Source organism: Pseudomonas morbosilactucae (assembly GCF_023241715.1).
GTDB classification, from domain to species: Bacteria; Pseudomonadota; Gammaproteobacteria; order Pseudomonadales; family Pseudomonadaceae; genus Aquipseudomonas; species Aquipseudomonas morbosilactucae.
On sequence record NZ_JALQCW010000006.1, the window covers coordinates 1 to 15,402 of the forward strand.

The 15,402-nt window shown below is 55.4% G+C and carries 14 protein-coding genes and 1 pseudogene; 2 read left to right on the top strand and 13 right to left on the bottom strand.

All coding sequences use genetic code 11. From position 1 onward, the window contains the following. The first annotated feature begins 182 nt into the window (after nt 1-182). Nucleotides 183-500, top strand: a complete 318-nt coding sequence (locus M1B34_RS03260; protein ID WP_123337021.1) for a DUF3509 domain-containing protein — start codon at nt 183-185, stop codon at nt 498-500. Here the strand turns inward: M1B34_RS03260 and M1B34_RS03265 are convergent. Next, nucleotides 497-997: a phosphate-starvation-inducible protein PsiE gene (locus tag M1B34_RS03265; RefSeq protein ID WP_268263851.1), complete on the bottom strand. Its 501-nt coding sequence runs from the start codon at nt 995-997 to the stop codon at nt 497-499. The two genes, M1B34_RS03260 and M1B34_RS03265, sit on opposite strands and share 4 nt — an antisense overlap. 267 nt (nt 998-1,264) lie before the next feature. Between M1B34_RS03265 and M1B34_RS03270 the strand changes: the two are divergent. Further along, a pseudogene (locus M1B34_RS03270) lies at nt 1,265-1,504 on the top strand (YebG family protein); the annotation flags it as partial. Nucleotides 1,505-1,739: 235 nt separating this feature from the next. Here the strand turns inward: M1B34_RS03270 and M1B34_RS03275 are convergent. From M1B34_RS03275 to M1B34_RS03335, 12 genes are all read right to left on the bottom strand, one after another. Then, entirely contained in the window at nt 1,740-2,258 is a 519-nt protein-coding gene (locus M1B34_RS03275) for a hypothetical protein (protein WP_268264431.1), read from the bottom strand. Nucleotides 2,259-2,662: 404 nt separating this feature from the next. After that, complete coding sequence (locus M1B34_RS03280) at nt 2,663-3,076, bottom strand: Imm44 family immunity protein (protein WP_268264432.1); 414 nt, start codon at nt 3,074-3,076, stop codon at nt 2,663-2,665. Nucleotides 3,077-3,141: 65 nt separating this feature from the next. Next, nucleotides 3,142-3,627, bottom strand: coding sequence for a DUF4265 domain-containing protein (locus tag M1B34_RS03285; RefSeq protein WP_268264433.1), 486 nt, complete (start codon nt 3,625-3,627; stop codon nt 3,142-3,144). Between the two features lie 194 nt (nt 3,628-3,821). Continuing rightward, on the bottom strand, nt 3,822-4,253 hold the full coding sequence (locus M1B34_RS03290; RefSeq protein ID WP_268264434.1) for a hypothetical protein: 432 nt from the start codon (nt 4,251-4,253) through the stop codon (nt 3,822-3,824). Further along, a complete protein-coding gene (locus tag M1B34_RS03295; protein WP_268264435.1) occupies nt 4,250-4,606 on the bottom strand; it encodes an immunity protein Imm33 domain-containing protein in 357 nt (118 codons plus the stop codon). The genes M1B34_RS03290 and M1B34_RS03295 overlap by 4 nt, the downstream gene beginning before the upstream one ends. Before the next feature lie 90 nt (nt 4,607-4,696). Further along, complete coding sequence (locus tag M1B34_RS03300; protein ID WP_268264436.1) at nt 4,697-5,104, bottom strand: Imm1 family immunity protein; 408 nt, start codon at nt 5,102-5,104, stop codon at nt 4,697-4,699. 283 nt (nt 5,105-5,387) lie between these two features. Beyond that, nucleotides 5,388-5,603: a hypothetical protein gene (locus M1B34_RS03305; protein WP_268264437.1), complete on the bottom strand. Its 216-nt coding sequence runs from the start codon at nt 5,601-5,603 to the stop codon at nt 5,388-5,390. Nucleotides 5,604-6,273: 670 nt separating this feature from the next. Next, a complete protein-coding gene (locus tag M1B34_RS03315; protein WP_268264438.1) occupies nt 6,274-6,705 on the bottom strand; it encodes a hypothetical protein in 432 nt (143 codons plus the stop codon). A gap of 177 nt (nt 6,706-6,882) precedes the next feature. Then, entirely contained in the window at nt 6,883-7,146 is a 264-nt protein-coding gene (locus M1B34_RS03320) for a PAAR domain-containing protein (protein WP_268264439.1), read from the bottom strand. Between the two features lie 72 nt (nt 7,147-7,218). Further along, nucleotides 7,219-7,704, bottom strand: a complete 486-nt coding sequence (locus tag M1B34_RS03325; RefSeq protein ID WP_268264440.1) for a DUF4265 domain-containing protein — start codon at nt 7,702-7,704, stop codon at nt 7,219-7,221. Beyond that, nucleotides 7,694-12,367, bottom strand: a complete 4,674-nt coding sequence (locus tag M1B34_RS03330) for an RHS repeat-associated core domain-containing protein (protein ID WP_268264441.1) — start codon at nt 12,365-12,367, stop codon at nt 7,694-7,696. Before M1B34_RS03330 ends, M1B34_RS03325 begins: the two co-directional genes overlap by 11 nt. Beyond that, nucleotides 12,364-15,282 carry a type VI secretion system Vgr family protein gene (locus M1B34_RS03335; RefSeq protein ID WP_268263861.1) on the bottom strand — a complete coding sequence of 973 codons (2,919 nt, stop codon included), beginning with the start codon at nt 15,280-15,282 and terminating at the stop codon, nt 12,364-12,366. Before M1B34_RS03335 ends, M1B34_RS03330 begins: the two co-directional genes overlap by 4 nt. Nucleotides 15,283-15,402 lie beyond the last annotated feature (120 nt).

The window sequence follows — 15,402 nt, forward strand, 5'->3', positions numbered from 1 at the left end:
TTTTTTATGCCGGGGTTTATTGGTCGCGGCGGTTCCCGGCATGTCCTTTGCTTTGTCTGACAATGAGCAATACGGACATTGAAAACGCTCAAGCGACTGACCTGCCAGTGGTCTGGAAACGCGAACTAATCCCGATCACAGCCGGTCAATGACTGCACGATCCAATCAAGCGGTGACGCACAATGGACAACCCTTTCCAACTGATTACCGATGCCTTCACCCCGGAATACCGGGTCAACCTCAGCATCCAGGGCCTGGACGGCAGCATCATGCTGACCCTGTCCAAAGCCGGCCGCGTCGTCGCCAAACGCATGATCAGTGCCGCCCAGCGCAACGACCCGCAGCGCCTCAAGCGCCTGGTGCAAAGCATTCAATTCGGCATCGCCATCGAACAGGGCCACAGCGCCGTGGCGATTCTTGAAGCCATGACCAACAGCGACAGCCTGACGCTGCCGCCGCCTGGGGCCAAAGGCCAGCCAAGGCTGGCCGCGGGGCTTTAAAGCTCGCCCTTTTCCACCTCAGGGTGTTCGCTGGAACCCGCACCGGTCTTGCGCTGCGGGTGCTCGATCTTCACCGACGGGAACTGCGAAGAGGCATAACGCACCACCAGGATGGCGAACGACAGCAGCAAGATCCCGCCACACAGGTAGATAATCCCCAGGTCCGGTGGATTGTGGTGGGACACGTTGGAAATCAGCAGCCGGGTCAGCGCGGTGATCGCCACGTAGATCAGGAAGCGTACCGGCATGTGGTTGGTCTTGAAGTAGATCCCGACCATGGCCCCCAATTCGAGATAGATGAACAGCAGGAGAATGTCATCGATCTTGATATGACCGACCTCGATCATCTGCAAGAACTCCATCACCGCCGCCCACGCAGTGACCGCGCCGATGGCGAACAGCGCCAGATAGTGGAACGACTCGACAAACAGATTGCCCAGGGACTCGGCCAGTTGATGAACGTTCTGCCGCAGGTTCTCGGCCCAATTGATTTTCACGATGGTTATTCCTTAGGTCGTTTCGACCGGATGATGCAGGTTGGACGTGACGGTTGTTCTGCATGCAGAAAAAAGGCCAGAGCCCCGACACTGAGATGATGGCGCGGTGCCGCAAGGCACGTAACGCCCTCATGCACCACAGAACAAAAATCCCGACTACATTAAAAAGCCACTATCCAAAGGCCGGCGTTTCCCCTATCCTGCGGCCTGTATATAAACACAGTAGTCGTAACAGACCCATTATCGTGAAGGCATGTGAGGTGGTGAATGGCCGTCGAAGTGGTATACCGCAGCAGCCGAGATCTGGAGCGCTTGTTCATGGATAAAGCCGAAGCTGATCGTCATGACAAAATGCTTGAGCTGGCTGAGTTGTTGTCCGAAGTGTTGCAAAAAGCTGTGCCGTCCCTGACCGAGCAGCAAGTGGAAGAAGCCGGGATCTACATGGCGAAAAACCGTGACGTGTTCGCCAGGGCATTCAAGAGCCAGCCGGACGCCTTGTCCGAACTGCTCAGCGTACCGGCCCCGGTGGCCGAAACGGTTGACCCGATCGAATCGGAGCAACCCGCAGCACCGAGCAAACCGGCAAAGCCGAGCAAGACCGCTAAATAAGCGACACACGAATTGAATAAGCCCTGCGCCAATGGCACAGGGCTTTTTTCATGGCGGTGCGTAAACGAGGGCGACACGGAGCACGCTCCTGAAGGGCTCACTTGATTCTGTTCGAACCCATGGCCTTGGCGAATCAGGTGAATTGAAAGGTGATCAGGCCCTGAGCGCTTGGTCTAGTCGCAAGCTGAAAGTTCTGCTTTAAAAAAACGTAAACCATTCCATCGGAGAACATGCAAGGTTCCTCAGAGAAACCTATATCGATATCCTCCCCACTCACGGTAATAAGGCACTCGTGATCAACAACTGTCTCCTGATCTTGCAACCAAACCGTTGGCCTGCCTATTTTTGAGCCGAATCCGCGAGACAAATCCTCTTCGTCAGCATGCTCCAAGGTGATTCTTCTCGCCTCAGATACCGCCTTTGAATACTCATTTCGGCTGGGGCCATTGTTGTCATGAAAAATAACCACTGAATGGTTTCTTCCATCAGCAGTAAGCTCCTCCCAATGAAGGTAGGTGTCTGCCAAGTCAAAGGGTGTGAATACCGACAACCAACCCTCTGCACCACTCACCACCCACTCGGCAGGGAGGGTGAACAAATGCAGAAGACCTTGTCCGCCTTCATCGACTGGCCAAGTGATGCTGCTTGGCAACAGGCATCCCCCCCCAGAGTGGGCCTTATCGAGGCTTATAAAGTCGGGGCAGAACCGTAGTTTTTTCAACGTGTAAGACCTCAAATTGTTCTGGTAGCCAATCTGATCGTTCTTGCAGAACTGGAGGCAGTTGGCTTCTGCCTGAACGCCAAATCAACAGCATACTGAAAGGACTCCCCCAGATATCCACACTCAAACCCAAACTCAATAACAGAAATTGGAAACGCCTAATTATCGTTGTCATCAAAACCCGGAACATCACCCACATAAACCTGCATTCCAGCAGCCAGATCTTGGGTGCCCATGGGTATGTAAACCCTATAGGTGCTCGCACGGTCCTTTCCCGATTTTACCAGCTCAATCAATATCTAGACCCTATAAAACTCATCCATCATCAGCATTCTTTAAATGCCAGAACATTCATTAAGCAACTTTACTCTCACATTATTGATGGCATCCAAAAAAGTATGCTGATCTTTTTTACTAACTTTAAACCTATCCATAAAAAAAACAGATCGTTCAAGGGCATTGAGTATCATAGAAATTTGTTTTTGATCGTTAGCGTCCTTAAATTTTGCATGAGGTACGTGCAAACGAAATTCGAGCTCCTTTCTCCGACTATTTTTTCTTACGATTTCAGGCATTCCCACTAAAAATTTTTCAGACAAAATGATGGATACAAACGACCATCGTTCTATGCCCTTATCGATTGATGCACCAGACAAAGCATCAATCATGGCAAGCTGTATTTTATTTCTAACGGTTCTCTCACTACCATTCAAATCAACATCAACTTCGCCAGACATCCAAAATTTCATCAATCTTAATCCTTAGCGACCAACTTCAGCCCTTTTTACTTATTTTGCTTTGGGCAGAATATTTATCAGCTATCTAACCACCAATTTAAAAGCGTTTCATCGTCAAGATCATCGAGATTTTTATAGATGTTCGCGTAATACCATTGAACACCCGTCACCTCAGTGAATCGATTGAAAAACATATTAATATTCTGCATACCGGCTTTGGCTGGCACATTCAGAGAGAGGTTACCCTTATACCGGCCATCCAATGTGCCGCCCAGCGACACTTGAACTGCTTCCTGCAGGTCTTCAATGTACTCTTCCTCGATAAAGTCCGAATAAATATGAATGCAAAAATTTCCGCCTCGCTTCAAAACTTCTGCCGGGCCGTTCTGATTTTTTATTGAAATGATATCGCCGATCGCCATATTCAGGGCCAGACCTGGAGACGAACACAGCTCATAAATATGCTCATCAATCTTTCGAGCGTGCACATTTTCATAAACAGGCCCTTCGGCATTTGAACCGACATAGACCTTGATCGAAATTTCTGGATGATCGCAAATCATAAAACAACCCCGCAACGTCCTTATTAAAAACCCAACTCACTCTACACAACCAGTACCATTTCAACCAAATTAAAAAACTTCAGACCTCGCTTGATATAAAACCCAGCCAATGGAGCTCCCAGACCTTACTCCACACCCTGCTTCTTATCTGCAATTAAAGCCTTACAACACCTCAAACATTCTGAACAACACGCTCAGTCGCCTACTGAAGGAGGCAGATCAATATTATTACAACGCAATATAGAAATAACCTTATTCAAAAATATGAACGGCAAATCAGTGGCAGCCCCGTGCATATCCACCAAACCGACTTCAACAACACTCTCAACAACAGCAGAAAACTCATCAATACTTTTAGGTGATATCAACACCACAAGATCATGGGGTATCTCATCCCCTCGCCCATTCAGTGGCAATGATGCTCCCCTTCTTTCCCACGCAGGCAACTCGTTATTTAGAGGGTAGTCATTTAGGTGCTTGATCAACTGGTCAATAGACGGGTGAGAAAAACCTTTCCACTTACAATAAACCTCCAAACATACCGCCGCATACAACTGCAAATCCCTGGCGGGCCGTCCAGCAAACTCCGAAGTGCACTCATTTTGACTAACGGAATGGGTAATCATGTTTCACTACTCTGATCTGACATCCAGACATCCTCGTAGCCCTCTTTATCAATGATAAATCTCGCGCCCTCTGGCAAGGATAGATATTTTAAGACTTCTGGAAGCTCTTCCAGCAAATGATCGGTGTGCAGTGCCTGATAAAAACCGCTTACCGCGGAATACTCTCCACCATGAATAAACCAACTGATCGTTCCATTCTCCGGCAGTTCTATCCTTGAGCCATAAATGGGCGATTTTTGTAATGTATCCAATGCGATAGCTACCATAGCTTCAGGCGGGTGCATGGGCAGTCCGTATTTCTCACAAATATCTCTCTGTTGCGCATCAACACCTGATAAATCAATTGTGCTCATACCCCCACTCCCCCCGAGAGCTTAAAAAATAAAAAACCTAACCAAAACCGCATCAACTCAAGAGACCGCCTTTCCCTAAACACGACACTCTCAGTTCTCATGCACCCAAGACAAATTGGGATCCGTAGCGCCACTCGCACCAAAATACAGCAAGGCTTTTTTCGCCATATGTTTATCAACACATTGGTTACAGGGATAGCTACCGGATTGCCCCCCTACGACTACATCGCGAATCCCCGTACCAGAAAGATTTGCATTGACCAACGTGGACAACCGCTGATCTACCTCTGTAGCGACGAAAACAATATATGCATTTTCAGCTCCGCCGCCGACACTCATAAAATTTTCTTCGTCGATAAAAAACAGAGTTAAGCTGAATGTCATGCCGTCCAAGCGGTCCAGCGCCGAAAGTAAGTCTGACTGACTAGGACTCAGCCGCTCGCCTGTATGACAGTGCTCAATTATCTTTTCATCTTCAATTATCTTTTTAATCTTCATCGTTATCACTGCGCTGATGTATAGACTCTGTTCCCGCTTACGGTTGGCAAGATGCCTCGTCGGACTGCTGGCCGATCCTCCAATCCACATGGATCGGCCCAACCGGGAAGATTAGACGCGTATGCCTATATGGCCAAGCCATGAGCAAAATCAGGTTTCCGCAGTTCCAGCCTGTGAGGATGAAGCTGGGGTCGAGTTCACGCTGTTGGCACCGTGTACGACATCGGGCGCCCACATTAAGCAAGCGCCCTGAAGCTCAGCTAACGATGGGAGTGTTTCGTTATTAGAAATTCTTCAACCCTTTGCGTATGCCAGCATCCGCGCCTGCGCACCATGCTTCGACGCCCTGAGGAGCATCAGTTTCCAAGTTGGAAATTTTGCCACTGGCCAATTTGATCTTGCCCTCACGGCCATACTTCTCCATCTCGTCACCGTCACTCTTGTCAAACTCCGCAGGAATACCCGAAATATAAGTGACCATTTTCTCGGCATTATCCAATGCTATCCGACTTCAGAAAGCCCTTATCTACGCAGAAGCTGACCAAGCCGTAGCTAGCACGACTCATGTCGTACATACCCTTAAGCGCCGTTGGGTCTGGCCCATCAGCGTGTGCAACATTGACAGAGGTTAAAGCACCGATAATTACACTATTGAAGCGAAGGTTTTCATATTGAGTCCACTGCAAGAAGTAAAAACAAACAGAAAATCCAATTTTCTGGTAGTACAAAAGTCAGACTCACCCCGTCAAAGGATCTGCAGATCCACTTCTGCGAACGCTCGCCAGATAAAAACTATTATTCCAAAGCAGCTCGCGGGTCACATCCCCCTTCGATCCACTGATCAGCCCAGCCCCGCAGGTGGTTTTCATGTCATCAAGCGCTACCGAAGCCCCATCCACCGTGTCAATACTGCTGCCTTCGCGATAGAAAAAATGCACTTGCATAGCGGACAGCTAAATTTATAACCCCCACAGCAATGTGGTTTGTCATTGAGATCGGTTTGGGAAAACGCTTCGGCGCTCCATTAGGTATCATTGGAAAACCTGCACCACACTTGAATTAGATCAATAAAGCACAGCCCCCTTCTGAAAAAACACTATTCACAGCCTATTTCAGCGTACTTAAAAAGGAGCCTTGCAAAAAGCATCACCTTTTATTGACATTAAATCTTATTTAAACTCAAAGTATTCAATCATCATTTCAACTGGCTTCGTCATATCCACTCCCAAGAAACCCAACACCTCAAAAAACCACGAAAGGTTATCTCCTAGAATAGAAATGTCGTCTTCATCATTTGACAGCAGACAAATAGCTAGCCGTGCGATCAACACCTCTCGATCCTTAAATTCTCGTATTGCCCCTTTCTCATCTATTTTCGCCCACCAGCCTGAAGCCTCCGCCTTACATTCTTCAATAGGTATTTCACCGCCAATATATTTTTTCACAAGGTACGAAGGATCATTCTCGCAACCAGAGAACTTAATATCCAACGTTTCCAAAACCTTAATCAAAAATCCAAGCTGGTGTTTAAGCGCATCAGACTTTTCAGTTGGCCGAATAATCGAACCAATATTGAACTTATTAAAATCAATTGAATTCATACATAACCTTAAAGCATTGTAAAGATCGTTACTGGATGAATGGGGAGCTTTATGGGTACCGTGCCATTTTGCTGGCAGTACGAGAACCAGGTCCTTTACGATCAAACTCAAAGTACTTCATTCAGTTCGGAAGAACACGCCAGAAACTACCTGCAAGATGTAAACTACTACTAACTGCTAGCTAACTACAGCGCCCTTCGGCCCACTGGCTATCAGAATTGCTCCACAAGCGGTTTTCATTCCATCAAGCGCTATCGGAGTGCCATCTACCGTGTAAGTACTACTGCCTTCAGCGATAGGAAAAACACCCTTGCACAGCGGACAGCTGACTTTATGGCCCACTCCTGCAATGGGTTTTCCATTGAGATTGGTTTGGGAAAACGCTTCAAGGACTGCACCGCCGTGAGTGGTGGAATCGCCCAATCTGATGATGTCTTTCACAAGACCCCTATTATCAAGCCAGCACAAGCCCAAAAAAAACAACCCCATAAACACACTAAAAACCAAAACCTACTAACTATTCAACCACCAATACAAAAGCGTTTCATCCTCAGGATCATCAAGATTTTTATAAACATTTGCGTAGTACCACTGAACCCCTGTAAGCCCAGTAAACTTATCAAAAAACTCATTAATCTTTTGCATCCCAACCTTAGATGGAATAGTCAAACAAAGATCCCAGTTATTCCTTCCATCCAATATACCTCCTATCTCTTCACGGACCTCCTTAGCCAGTGCCACTATATACTCCTCAGGTATAAAGTCCGCATAAATATGAATACAAAAATTCCCACCTCTTTTTAGAATCTCTGCTGGAGCAGCTTTATTTTTTATCGAGATTACATCCCCGCTCGCCATGTTCAAAGTAAGACCTGGAGAGGAAAGCAATTCATAAATATGCTCTTCAATTTTTCTAGCATGGACTTTTTCAAAAACAGGTCCTGTAGAACTCGGCCCAGCAAATACTTCGATCTCAATTTCTGACGGATCATCGACCATAAGGTGCCCCACAGCTCCCGCGTTCAACACATGACATTCCTTCCTTCACATAGCCACTACTACCAGCACTAAGATTACATGAAGCCCCCTCAAGATCTACGTTTACAGGCTCCAAATTTCCGCCTTTCGAAGTTGGAACATTTTTGTGTCCTAAGTGCATATCATCCGGATTCATTGAAGTTTCCCCACATCGCCAGCACTTGTATCCTTCTGGAGGTCTTATTTCCAATCTATTATTACGAATCTTACACTGCCCATTTCGATGCCCACCACCAACTTTACTTGCGGCTATTTCCTCTGCAGTAGCCCCCTCGCCATCTCGTAAAGCATGTTTTGAAGGCGCCTTTTTTGCCAAACCTAATGGATCGACCCACTCCACTGGGTTCGGCGCATATCCATAAAAATTCAACCCACCCGCATAACCAATCGGGTCCTGACTAACAAACCGCCCAACCGCCGGATCATAGTACCGATACCGATTGTAGTGCAGCCCTGTCTCAGGGTCGTGGTACTGCCCCTGGAACCGAATCGGGTTGGTGATGCCCTGCTGCACGGCCCAGTCCGTGCGTTGTTCCTTGATTTCTCCCCACGCCTTGTACTGTGCGCTCCAGGCCACGCGGCCGTGCTGGTCGGTGAGTTCTTGCGGTGTGCCCAGGTGGTCGCATTGGTACCAGGCCAGGGCGTCGAAGGGGTGGGCCTGTGGTTTGTGGTTCCACAGGGGGTCGTGGTCGATGTCGTAGTCGCCGCTGTAGGTCGGTTGGTTCAGCAGGCGGATGGGTTGGTGGCGGATGGCTTGGGCGACGGGCACGAAGCTGCCGGGTTCGAACAGGTAGTGCACGGTGCGGCCGGTGCCACTTTCGTGTTGGGCCGGGCTGCTTTCCCAGGCAAGGTTGTCACCGTCCCAGCCGTAGAGGGTGAAGCCGCAGCCGAGTTCTCGTTGTCGGCGCGCCTGTTCGTTGCGGTTCCATTGGGAGCCGGCTTCGGGGCGACGTTTGTAGTGGGCGCTGGAGTTTTTGTGTAGGCGTCGGCCCAAGGCGTCGTAGGCGTATTCCACGGCCAGACGCGGGTCTTCGAAGTGCACGAGGCGGTCGAACAGGTCCCAGCGCAGGCGGCTGTAGCTGCCGTTTTGCCAACGCTGGATCTGGTTGCCGCGGTCGTCGTATTCATAGTGGGTGCCAGCGTATTCGCGCAGCAGGTTGTCCAGCAGTTTGCTGCGTTTGGGGTCCTGGTCCAGGGGCCGCTGGATGGCGTGGGTTGGGTCGTCGAGCAGGTTGCCGGCCGGGTCGAAGGCGAAGGTTTCCACGGCCAAGCGGCTGGTGGCGCTGAGCAGTCTGCCCACCGGGTCATAGCGGTAGGCCAGCGGGCCACGGCGGCTGTCGTTGATGTCGGTGAGTTGCCCGGCGGCGTCGTAGCGGTACTCGCGCTTGATCAGGGTGCTGTTGTCGTCGCTGCGGCCCAGCAATTGTTCTTGCAGGCGCCCGGCCGGGTCCCAGCGTTGGGTTTGCAGCAGGTGGTTGCCTTGGTGACGGGCGATTTCCCGGTGCAGGTCGTCCCGTTCGTAGCCGATCAGTTCGTGCTGGTCCAGGCGCATGCCCAGCAGATGGCCGCTGCCGTAGGTCAGCCAACTGACGCGGTGGCCGTCGGGCCGCACGGTGGCGATGCGCTGGTTGAGCACGTCGTACTCGTGCTGCCAGACCGCAACCTGGGGCTGTTCCAGGCTCAGGTAGTGCTGGTGCTCACGGACCAGGTTGCCGGCCGGGTCGTGGAACCACTGCAAGCGGCTGTCGGCGTTGCTGGCCATGACCAGGTTGCCGTTGCCGTCGTAGGCGAAGGTTTCCCGTTGCGACAGGGTGTTCAGGCTGGCTTGGCGCTCGACCAGGCGGCCCATTGGGTCGAATTTGACCGCAATGCTGCGTTCGCCATTCAGGGTGCTGTGCAGCCGACCGGAGCTTGGGTCGTATTGGTAACGGGTGGTGCGGCCATCAAACCCGGTCTCTTCCAGCAGCCGGCCCATGGGGTCGTAGTGAAAGTGGGCACGGCGTTCGTTCTGGTTTTCCAGGGCCAGCAGGCGCCCGAGGCGGTCCCAGCGATAACGCAGGGTCTGCTCCGCGGCATCGACCCGCTCGGCAATCATCCCGCCCTCGGTGTAGCTCCAGGTGGTGCAGCGTTCAAGGCCATCGACGTGGGCCAGCAGTCGGCCTTCGGCGTCGCGCTCGAAGCGCTCTTCGGTCTTGTCCGGGTGTTTGATCAACACCAGTTGGCCGGCCTTGTAGCGGTACTCGGTTTTGTTGCCGGCGGCATCGGTGAAACCGACCATCTGCCCCAGGACGTTGTATTCCCAGGCACTGGCCTTGCCGGAGCAATCCACGTATTCGGTCAATTGCCCGGCATCGTTGTAGTCGAGTTTTTTCTCGTTGCCGTTGGCATCCTTGATCGCCGTGGGCTGGCCCGCCGCGTTGTAGGCGTACTCGGTCTTGTTGCCCAGCGGGTCCTCCATGACCACCAGGTTGCCGCGGTCATCGTACTCACGCAGCCACTGGCCGCCCTCGGCGTCGCTGATCTTGATCAGTTGGCTTTGGTCGTCATAGGCGTAATGCACCACGGTATCGTCGGCGCGAATGTGCTCCAGCACATTACTGCGGTCATCGTAGCTATAGCGGTCGGTGCTGCCGTCGGCGTGCACATGGCGCACCACGTTTTTCGCGCTGTCGCGGAACAGCCACTCGGAACGACCGTCGGCATGGCGGATGCGGTAGGTGTAGCCAAGGACGTCGTAGTAGTGCCAGGTCTCCTGCCCATGGGCATCGGTGACGTAGGTCAGGCGAATGTTTTTATCCCACTCCAGACGGGTGTCGAAGCTGCCGTCATCGGCCCACTCGCGTACGGCCCTGGCATCCGGACCGCTGCCCTGCCACTGCAGGTTCATGCCGCGCCCGGTGCGGTCGCTGTATCGGGTGACCAAGTGCTGCTGGTACCGATAACTCCAGGCCGAACCGTTCTCGTCCTGGGCCTGAACCAGGTCGCCATAGGCGTCATATTGATAGCGGCACAGTTGCCGTTGCGGGGCGCCGTCGCGGATTTCCCACACGCCGGTGAGGCGACCCTGCTCGTCGATCATCGTGCCCAGGTGCAACAGCACCTCGCTGATGTCGTCCTGATAGGTGATCAGGTCCGAGAGCACCGGCAGGTCGTTATGCCGATGCTCGTGGTGCAGCATGATCCCCGCGCCGTTGCGCAGCACCACGCCGCTCAGCAGATAACGCTGGCCGTAGCGGACGTAGGTTTCCTTGCGTTCGAAACCACGGCACAGCACCAGTTGTTGCTCGCTGGGGCGCACCAGCGTCAGGTTTTCGATCGGGTCATAGTGGAACAGGCCGACCTTGGGCAGCGGGTAAGCGTGGCTGCGGCCATCGAGGTCGTGGAACATCACGCCGTCATCGCCCAGGTCAAAACGGGTGGTCAGCTCGCTGATCCAACGGGCACCCAGCACACCCTGGTCGTACGCCGCCAGGCTCGAACAGTAGGTCCGGGTCCAGTCGATCGGGAACGGGCCCGGCAGGCTGAAATCGGTGTGACTGAAGCTTTCCGAGCCCATGGCAAAACTGATGCTCGGCCCGGTCCCCGAGGGCGCACCGTTCTTGCAGCAACTGGGGCTGCCCTTGGCCGGTATCTCGGTCGCGGTTTGCTCCACCTCGCCCGCCCCCGCCTTGTGTTTGGCCTGGCTGGTGGCGTCTGATTTAACGTTGGTGCCTTGCCCGTGTTTATTGCGCAGCCGCCATTTGGTGGTGCCGCTGGCGAGGATCAGGCGCATGGCCTCGATGGAATGCTCGGCCTTGGCATCCCCCAATTTGTTCAGCTCGACACGCAATTGCGGGCCCAATGCGCGCAATTTCGGGGTCTGGCGCAGCACCTCGGCCTTGACCTCTTTGGGCACCACGCTGCTGCTCAGGCTGTTGGCCAGGCCCTTGGCCCCGGCTTTGTAGGCGCTGAAGGCGGCGGCAAAGAAGTTGTCGATGGTCGCGCTGGGGTCATGCAGCAGGTTGTCCCCCGCAGCACTGAGTTTTTTGCTCGCCGCGTCCAGGTCGCCTGTGGAGTCGAGCGTGCCGTTGACCAAGGCTTCCAGGCCGTCGACGATCTGATTGATCATTTTTTCGCCGAACTTGCCGGCGTCATCGAGCACCGTCTTGAGCTGGCCCTCGGCTTGCGTGACGAAGTCTTCAAGCTCACCGACGATGGTCGCGTTGAGGTGGCTGACGATGGTCTCGATCAGGGCGTCGCCCAGTATCGCCTTGCCCTCCTGGCGCACCAGCGACAGCATCGGCCGCAGGCTCATGCGCGCCGCCGCCATGCCCGGCGGCAGCGGGATCACGCCGATCAGATTGATCCCCAGGCTGACCCAGATAAACGGGTCCTGCTCCTTGCTGTTGGCCAGGTTGACGATGTCCCCCAGGGCATCCATCAAGGCCATGACGTTGCCCACCACCGGCAAGGCGCCGGAGACGTTCTTGATGCGCTCCAGGTTGACCAGGTCGCCACTGACCTCGCGCAACCAGGTGTCGAACTTCGCGGCGCCAAGGCCGACGTCCTCGACCTCGATGAGGTTCAGCGGGACGATCGCGACTTGAACCTCGCGGGAGGTTTCGGCGGTGGTTTCAGTGCTCATGAGAGCACCTCACCGGCCATCAGGCTTGGCGTCTGGAGAGGCATCTTGGGCAGGCTCACCGCGGGCAGGCTTGGCAGGCTGGGCAAACTCGGCAGTTGGCCGGTCTTGCTCGCCGCCCCCAGCAACGACGAGGCACTGGGCATGGCGGCGCTGGCCAGTGGCGGCAGGCCGGCGACCCCGCCCTGCACCACGCCCTTGACCTGCTGCGCGGTCTGCATCGCGCCCTGGGCGCTTTGCATCAGGCCCATGCCGCTTTGTGCCAGGCCCTTGCCCTGCTCCAGCAGTTCGCTGCTGCCGCTGGGCAGGACGCTGGCAACCATCGACTGGACCTGGGCCGGAATGCTGTCGGCCCCAGGCAGCTTTGGCGGCCACTCGGGTTTGCCGACGTAGCTGCCCTGGCTCCAGGTGTCCGCCGGGTCGGCCCCGAACAGCACCCGGGCCGGGCCCGGAGCGGCGCCGGCCACGGTGGCGAAGCCCTTGGCGTCGAGGGTGCCCTTGAGGCTCTTGCCCAAGGCGTCGATCACTTCGAATTCGCCCCCCTTGATGCCCAGGCGGTTGGCGTACTGGTTGAACAGTTCCAGGGTGCCCTTGCTCGGTTTCGGCGGCTCGGGAAACACCCCGGCGTTGCTCTTGGCCCCGGTGTAGGCGAAGTTCGCCGCGTGGGCGGTGTAGGGCCCGGTGGTGGAATGGGTGATGCCTCCGGCGTTGTAGACCGTGGCGCTGCCACCGCCTTGGATCACCAGTTCGGTCTTGGCGGTCAGGGTGATGCGGTCGGCGTTGGCCGTGACATTCAGCTTGGCCAGCAGGTTGATGCTGTCTTTAAGCGCACGGATGTCGATGTCACCGGAGGCCGCCACCAGGCGCCAGCCCAGGTTCTGCACGAACAGGCGCATGCCTTGGCTGGCACTGGCCAGCAAGCGTTTGCCGATGGCCAGGCTGGTGTGACCGGTGCTGCTCAAGGCCAGGTGCTCGCCAGTGGCGATATGGCTGGAGCGTGGGGTGGTCAGGGCGATGCCGGCCGGGCTGGCCAGCACCAGGTGGGGTTCGACGAACTCGGGAAACTCGTTGGTGGTCACGTCCCCCGGGCCGGTCCCGAGAATGCCTTTGTGCTGCCGGTGCATGGCCTTGGCCACGTCATCCTGGTCCCCGGCTTCCTGGGCCTGGTTTTCCCGAGCCTGAATGGCAAAGCCGTCCTGCTGCTCGCTGGCGGTGGCCAGGCGTTCGGCGGTTTCCGGCAAGTCCTTGTGGTGTTTGCTTTCGTGGGGCCGGGGCTCGGTGGTGATCAGCAAGCCGGCCGCCGCCCGCACCGCGCCGTGGCGGTCGGTGCGCAGCTCGAAACCTTCACCCCGCGGCTGGCCACCCGACGGCCGTGGGTGGGTCAGGTAGCCGAGGTTGATGGCACTGGCGCCATGGTCGCTGCGCAGGGCGATGCTGATTTCACTGGTGGTGTCGTCGATGCGCAGTTCGTTGGCGCGGCTGCCCTTGTATTCCTTGCTCTTGACCGTGGCCAGGGTCTTGAAGTCCGGCAGCTTGTAGGGCGGCAGGTTCACCCCGTGGTACAGGCAACCCGTGAGCAGGGGCTGATCAGGGTCGCCCTCCAGAAAGGTGATCAGCACTTCCATGCCAATGCGCGGCAGCGAGATGGCCCCGAAACTCTGGCTGGCCCAGTTCGACGCAACCCGCATCCAGCAGGTGGTCTTGTCGTCAAAGCGGCCTTCGCGGTCCCAGAAGAACTGCACCTTCACTCGCCCGTACGGGTCGCAGTAGATCTCTTCGCCGGCCGGGCCGGTCACCACGGCTCGCTGGGAACCCAGGACCTTGGGTTTCGGATGGTCCAGGGGCGGACGATAAGGCACGTCCCAAGGCGTGGCGCAGAAGTGGTTGCGGTAGCCCTGGTGAAAGTCGTCCTTGTGGTCGGTGACGTCGCTGCTGATCACCTCTTCCAGAACCTGGGGCTGCTTGCCCTCGTGGTGGATTTCAGTGAGCAGCCACAGGTCATTCCACGCCGGGTTGGCATGGTCGGTCAGGGTCATGAAATGCCCGGTCACCAGCACCGGCTGGTCGCTGTTGCCCTCGGCCAGGCGGTAGTCACTGCGATGCCGCTCCAGGGCCCGATTAGCCAAGTGCTTGCCGCGCTCGCGATCGGTGAAACGCGCCGGGTAGTCATAGTCTTCCAGGTCCGGTTTGGCGCCGCTCTTGGCGTCGCTCTCCAGCTCGATGCGCGGCTTGGTGAAGTCATAGTCGCGGCGCGTGGTGCGGCTGGTCCGGGTGGCCAGGCGCAAACCGAAGCGCTTGACCACCGGTACCTCGGCCACCAGCCCGGTGTCTTGCTGATAGGCCACGGGGGCAAGCTTGGGGAACACCGTCTGATCGTCGCCAAACACCAGCAAATGCGCCTGTTCGCTGTGCTGGAAGTGATAGTGGATCCCCTCCTCTTCACACAGGCGCTGGATGAAATGCAGGTCGGACTCGTCGTACTGCACGCAGTAGATGCGCTCGGGGTACACCGCGCTGAGCTGGTAGCGATGATCGCTGGCGAGGATCCCGTGCTCCTCCAACACCGCCGAGATGATCTGCGGCACGGTCATCTGCTGGAAGATCCGCTGGTTGGTGCGATGGGCCAGGTAGGCCAGTTGCGGGCGCAGGGAAATCCGATAACGAGTCAGGCGTTTCCCGGCCTCGCCCTGGGCAATGCTATAGACCAGCCCATGGATGCCGCTGCCAGTGGGTGACAGCTGCAGGAACGCCAGCTTGTGCAGCAGGCTTTCGAGGTTCAACGAGGCCTTTTCACTGACCAGCTCCAGTTCAAATTCAAACGGTGTGTTCAAGGCTTCGCGGCCCTTGAAAGCCAGGACCTGAAAGTCCGCGCCCTCAAGGGTCAGCGTGAAATGGGGCTGGTTGGCCGGTGAGAACATCCCTTGTTCCTCGTGCAATGCTGCGGCCTGTGCTGACAGGCCCAAGGCCCATCAGCACAGGTCGAAATTCTTCAGGGGGTACAACAGCCCTCGGCCGGCCAATGCCGGCGAGGGACGCAA

Excerpts from the sequence above, each read along its gene's own strand:
- M1B34_RS03260 (WP_123337021.1), top strand. The coding sequence starts at position 183 with ATGGACAACCCTTTCCAACTGATTACCGATGCCTTCACCCCGGAATAC.
- M1B34_RS03280 (WP_268264432.1), bottom strand. The coding sequence starts at position 3,076 with ATGAAATTTTGGATGTCTGGCGAAGTTGATGTTGATTTGAATGGTAGT.
- M1B34_RS03285 (WP_268264433.1), bottom strand. The coding sequence starts at position 3,627 with ATGATTTGCGATCATCCAGAAATTTCGATCAAGGTCTATGTCGGTTCA.
- M1B34_RS03290 (WP_268264434.1), bottom strand. The coding sequence starts at position 4,253 with ATGATTACCCATTCCGTTAGTCAAAATGAGTGCACTTCGGAGTTTGCT.
- M1B34_RS03295 (WP_268264435.1), bottom strand. The coding sequence starts at position 4,606 with ATGAGCACAATTGATTTATCAGGTGTTGATGCGCAACAGAGAGATATT.
- M1B34_RS03300 (WP_268264436.1), bottom strand. The coding sequence starts at position 5,104 with ATGAAGATTAAAAAGATAATTGAAGATGAAAAGATAATTGAGCACTGT.
- M1B34_RS03315 (WP_268264438.1), bottom strand. The coding sequence starts at position 6,705 with ATGAATTCAATTGATTTTAATAAGTTCAATATTGGTTCGATTATTCGG.
- M1B34_RS03325 (WP_268264440.1), bottom strand. The coding sequence starts at position 7,704 with ATGGTCGATGATCCGTCAGAAATTGAGATCGAAGTATTTGCTGGGCCG.
- M1B34_RS03330 (WP_268264441.1), bottom strand. The coding sequence starts at position 12,367 with ATGAGCACTGAAACCACCGCCGAAACCTCCCGCGAGGTTCAAGTCGCG.
- M1B34_RS03335 (WP_268263861.1), bottom strand. The coding sequence starts at position 15,282 with ATGTTCTCACCGGCCAACCAGCCCCATTTCACGCTGACCCTTGAGGGC.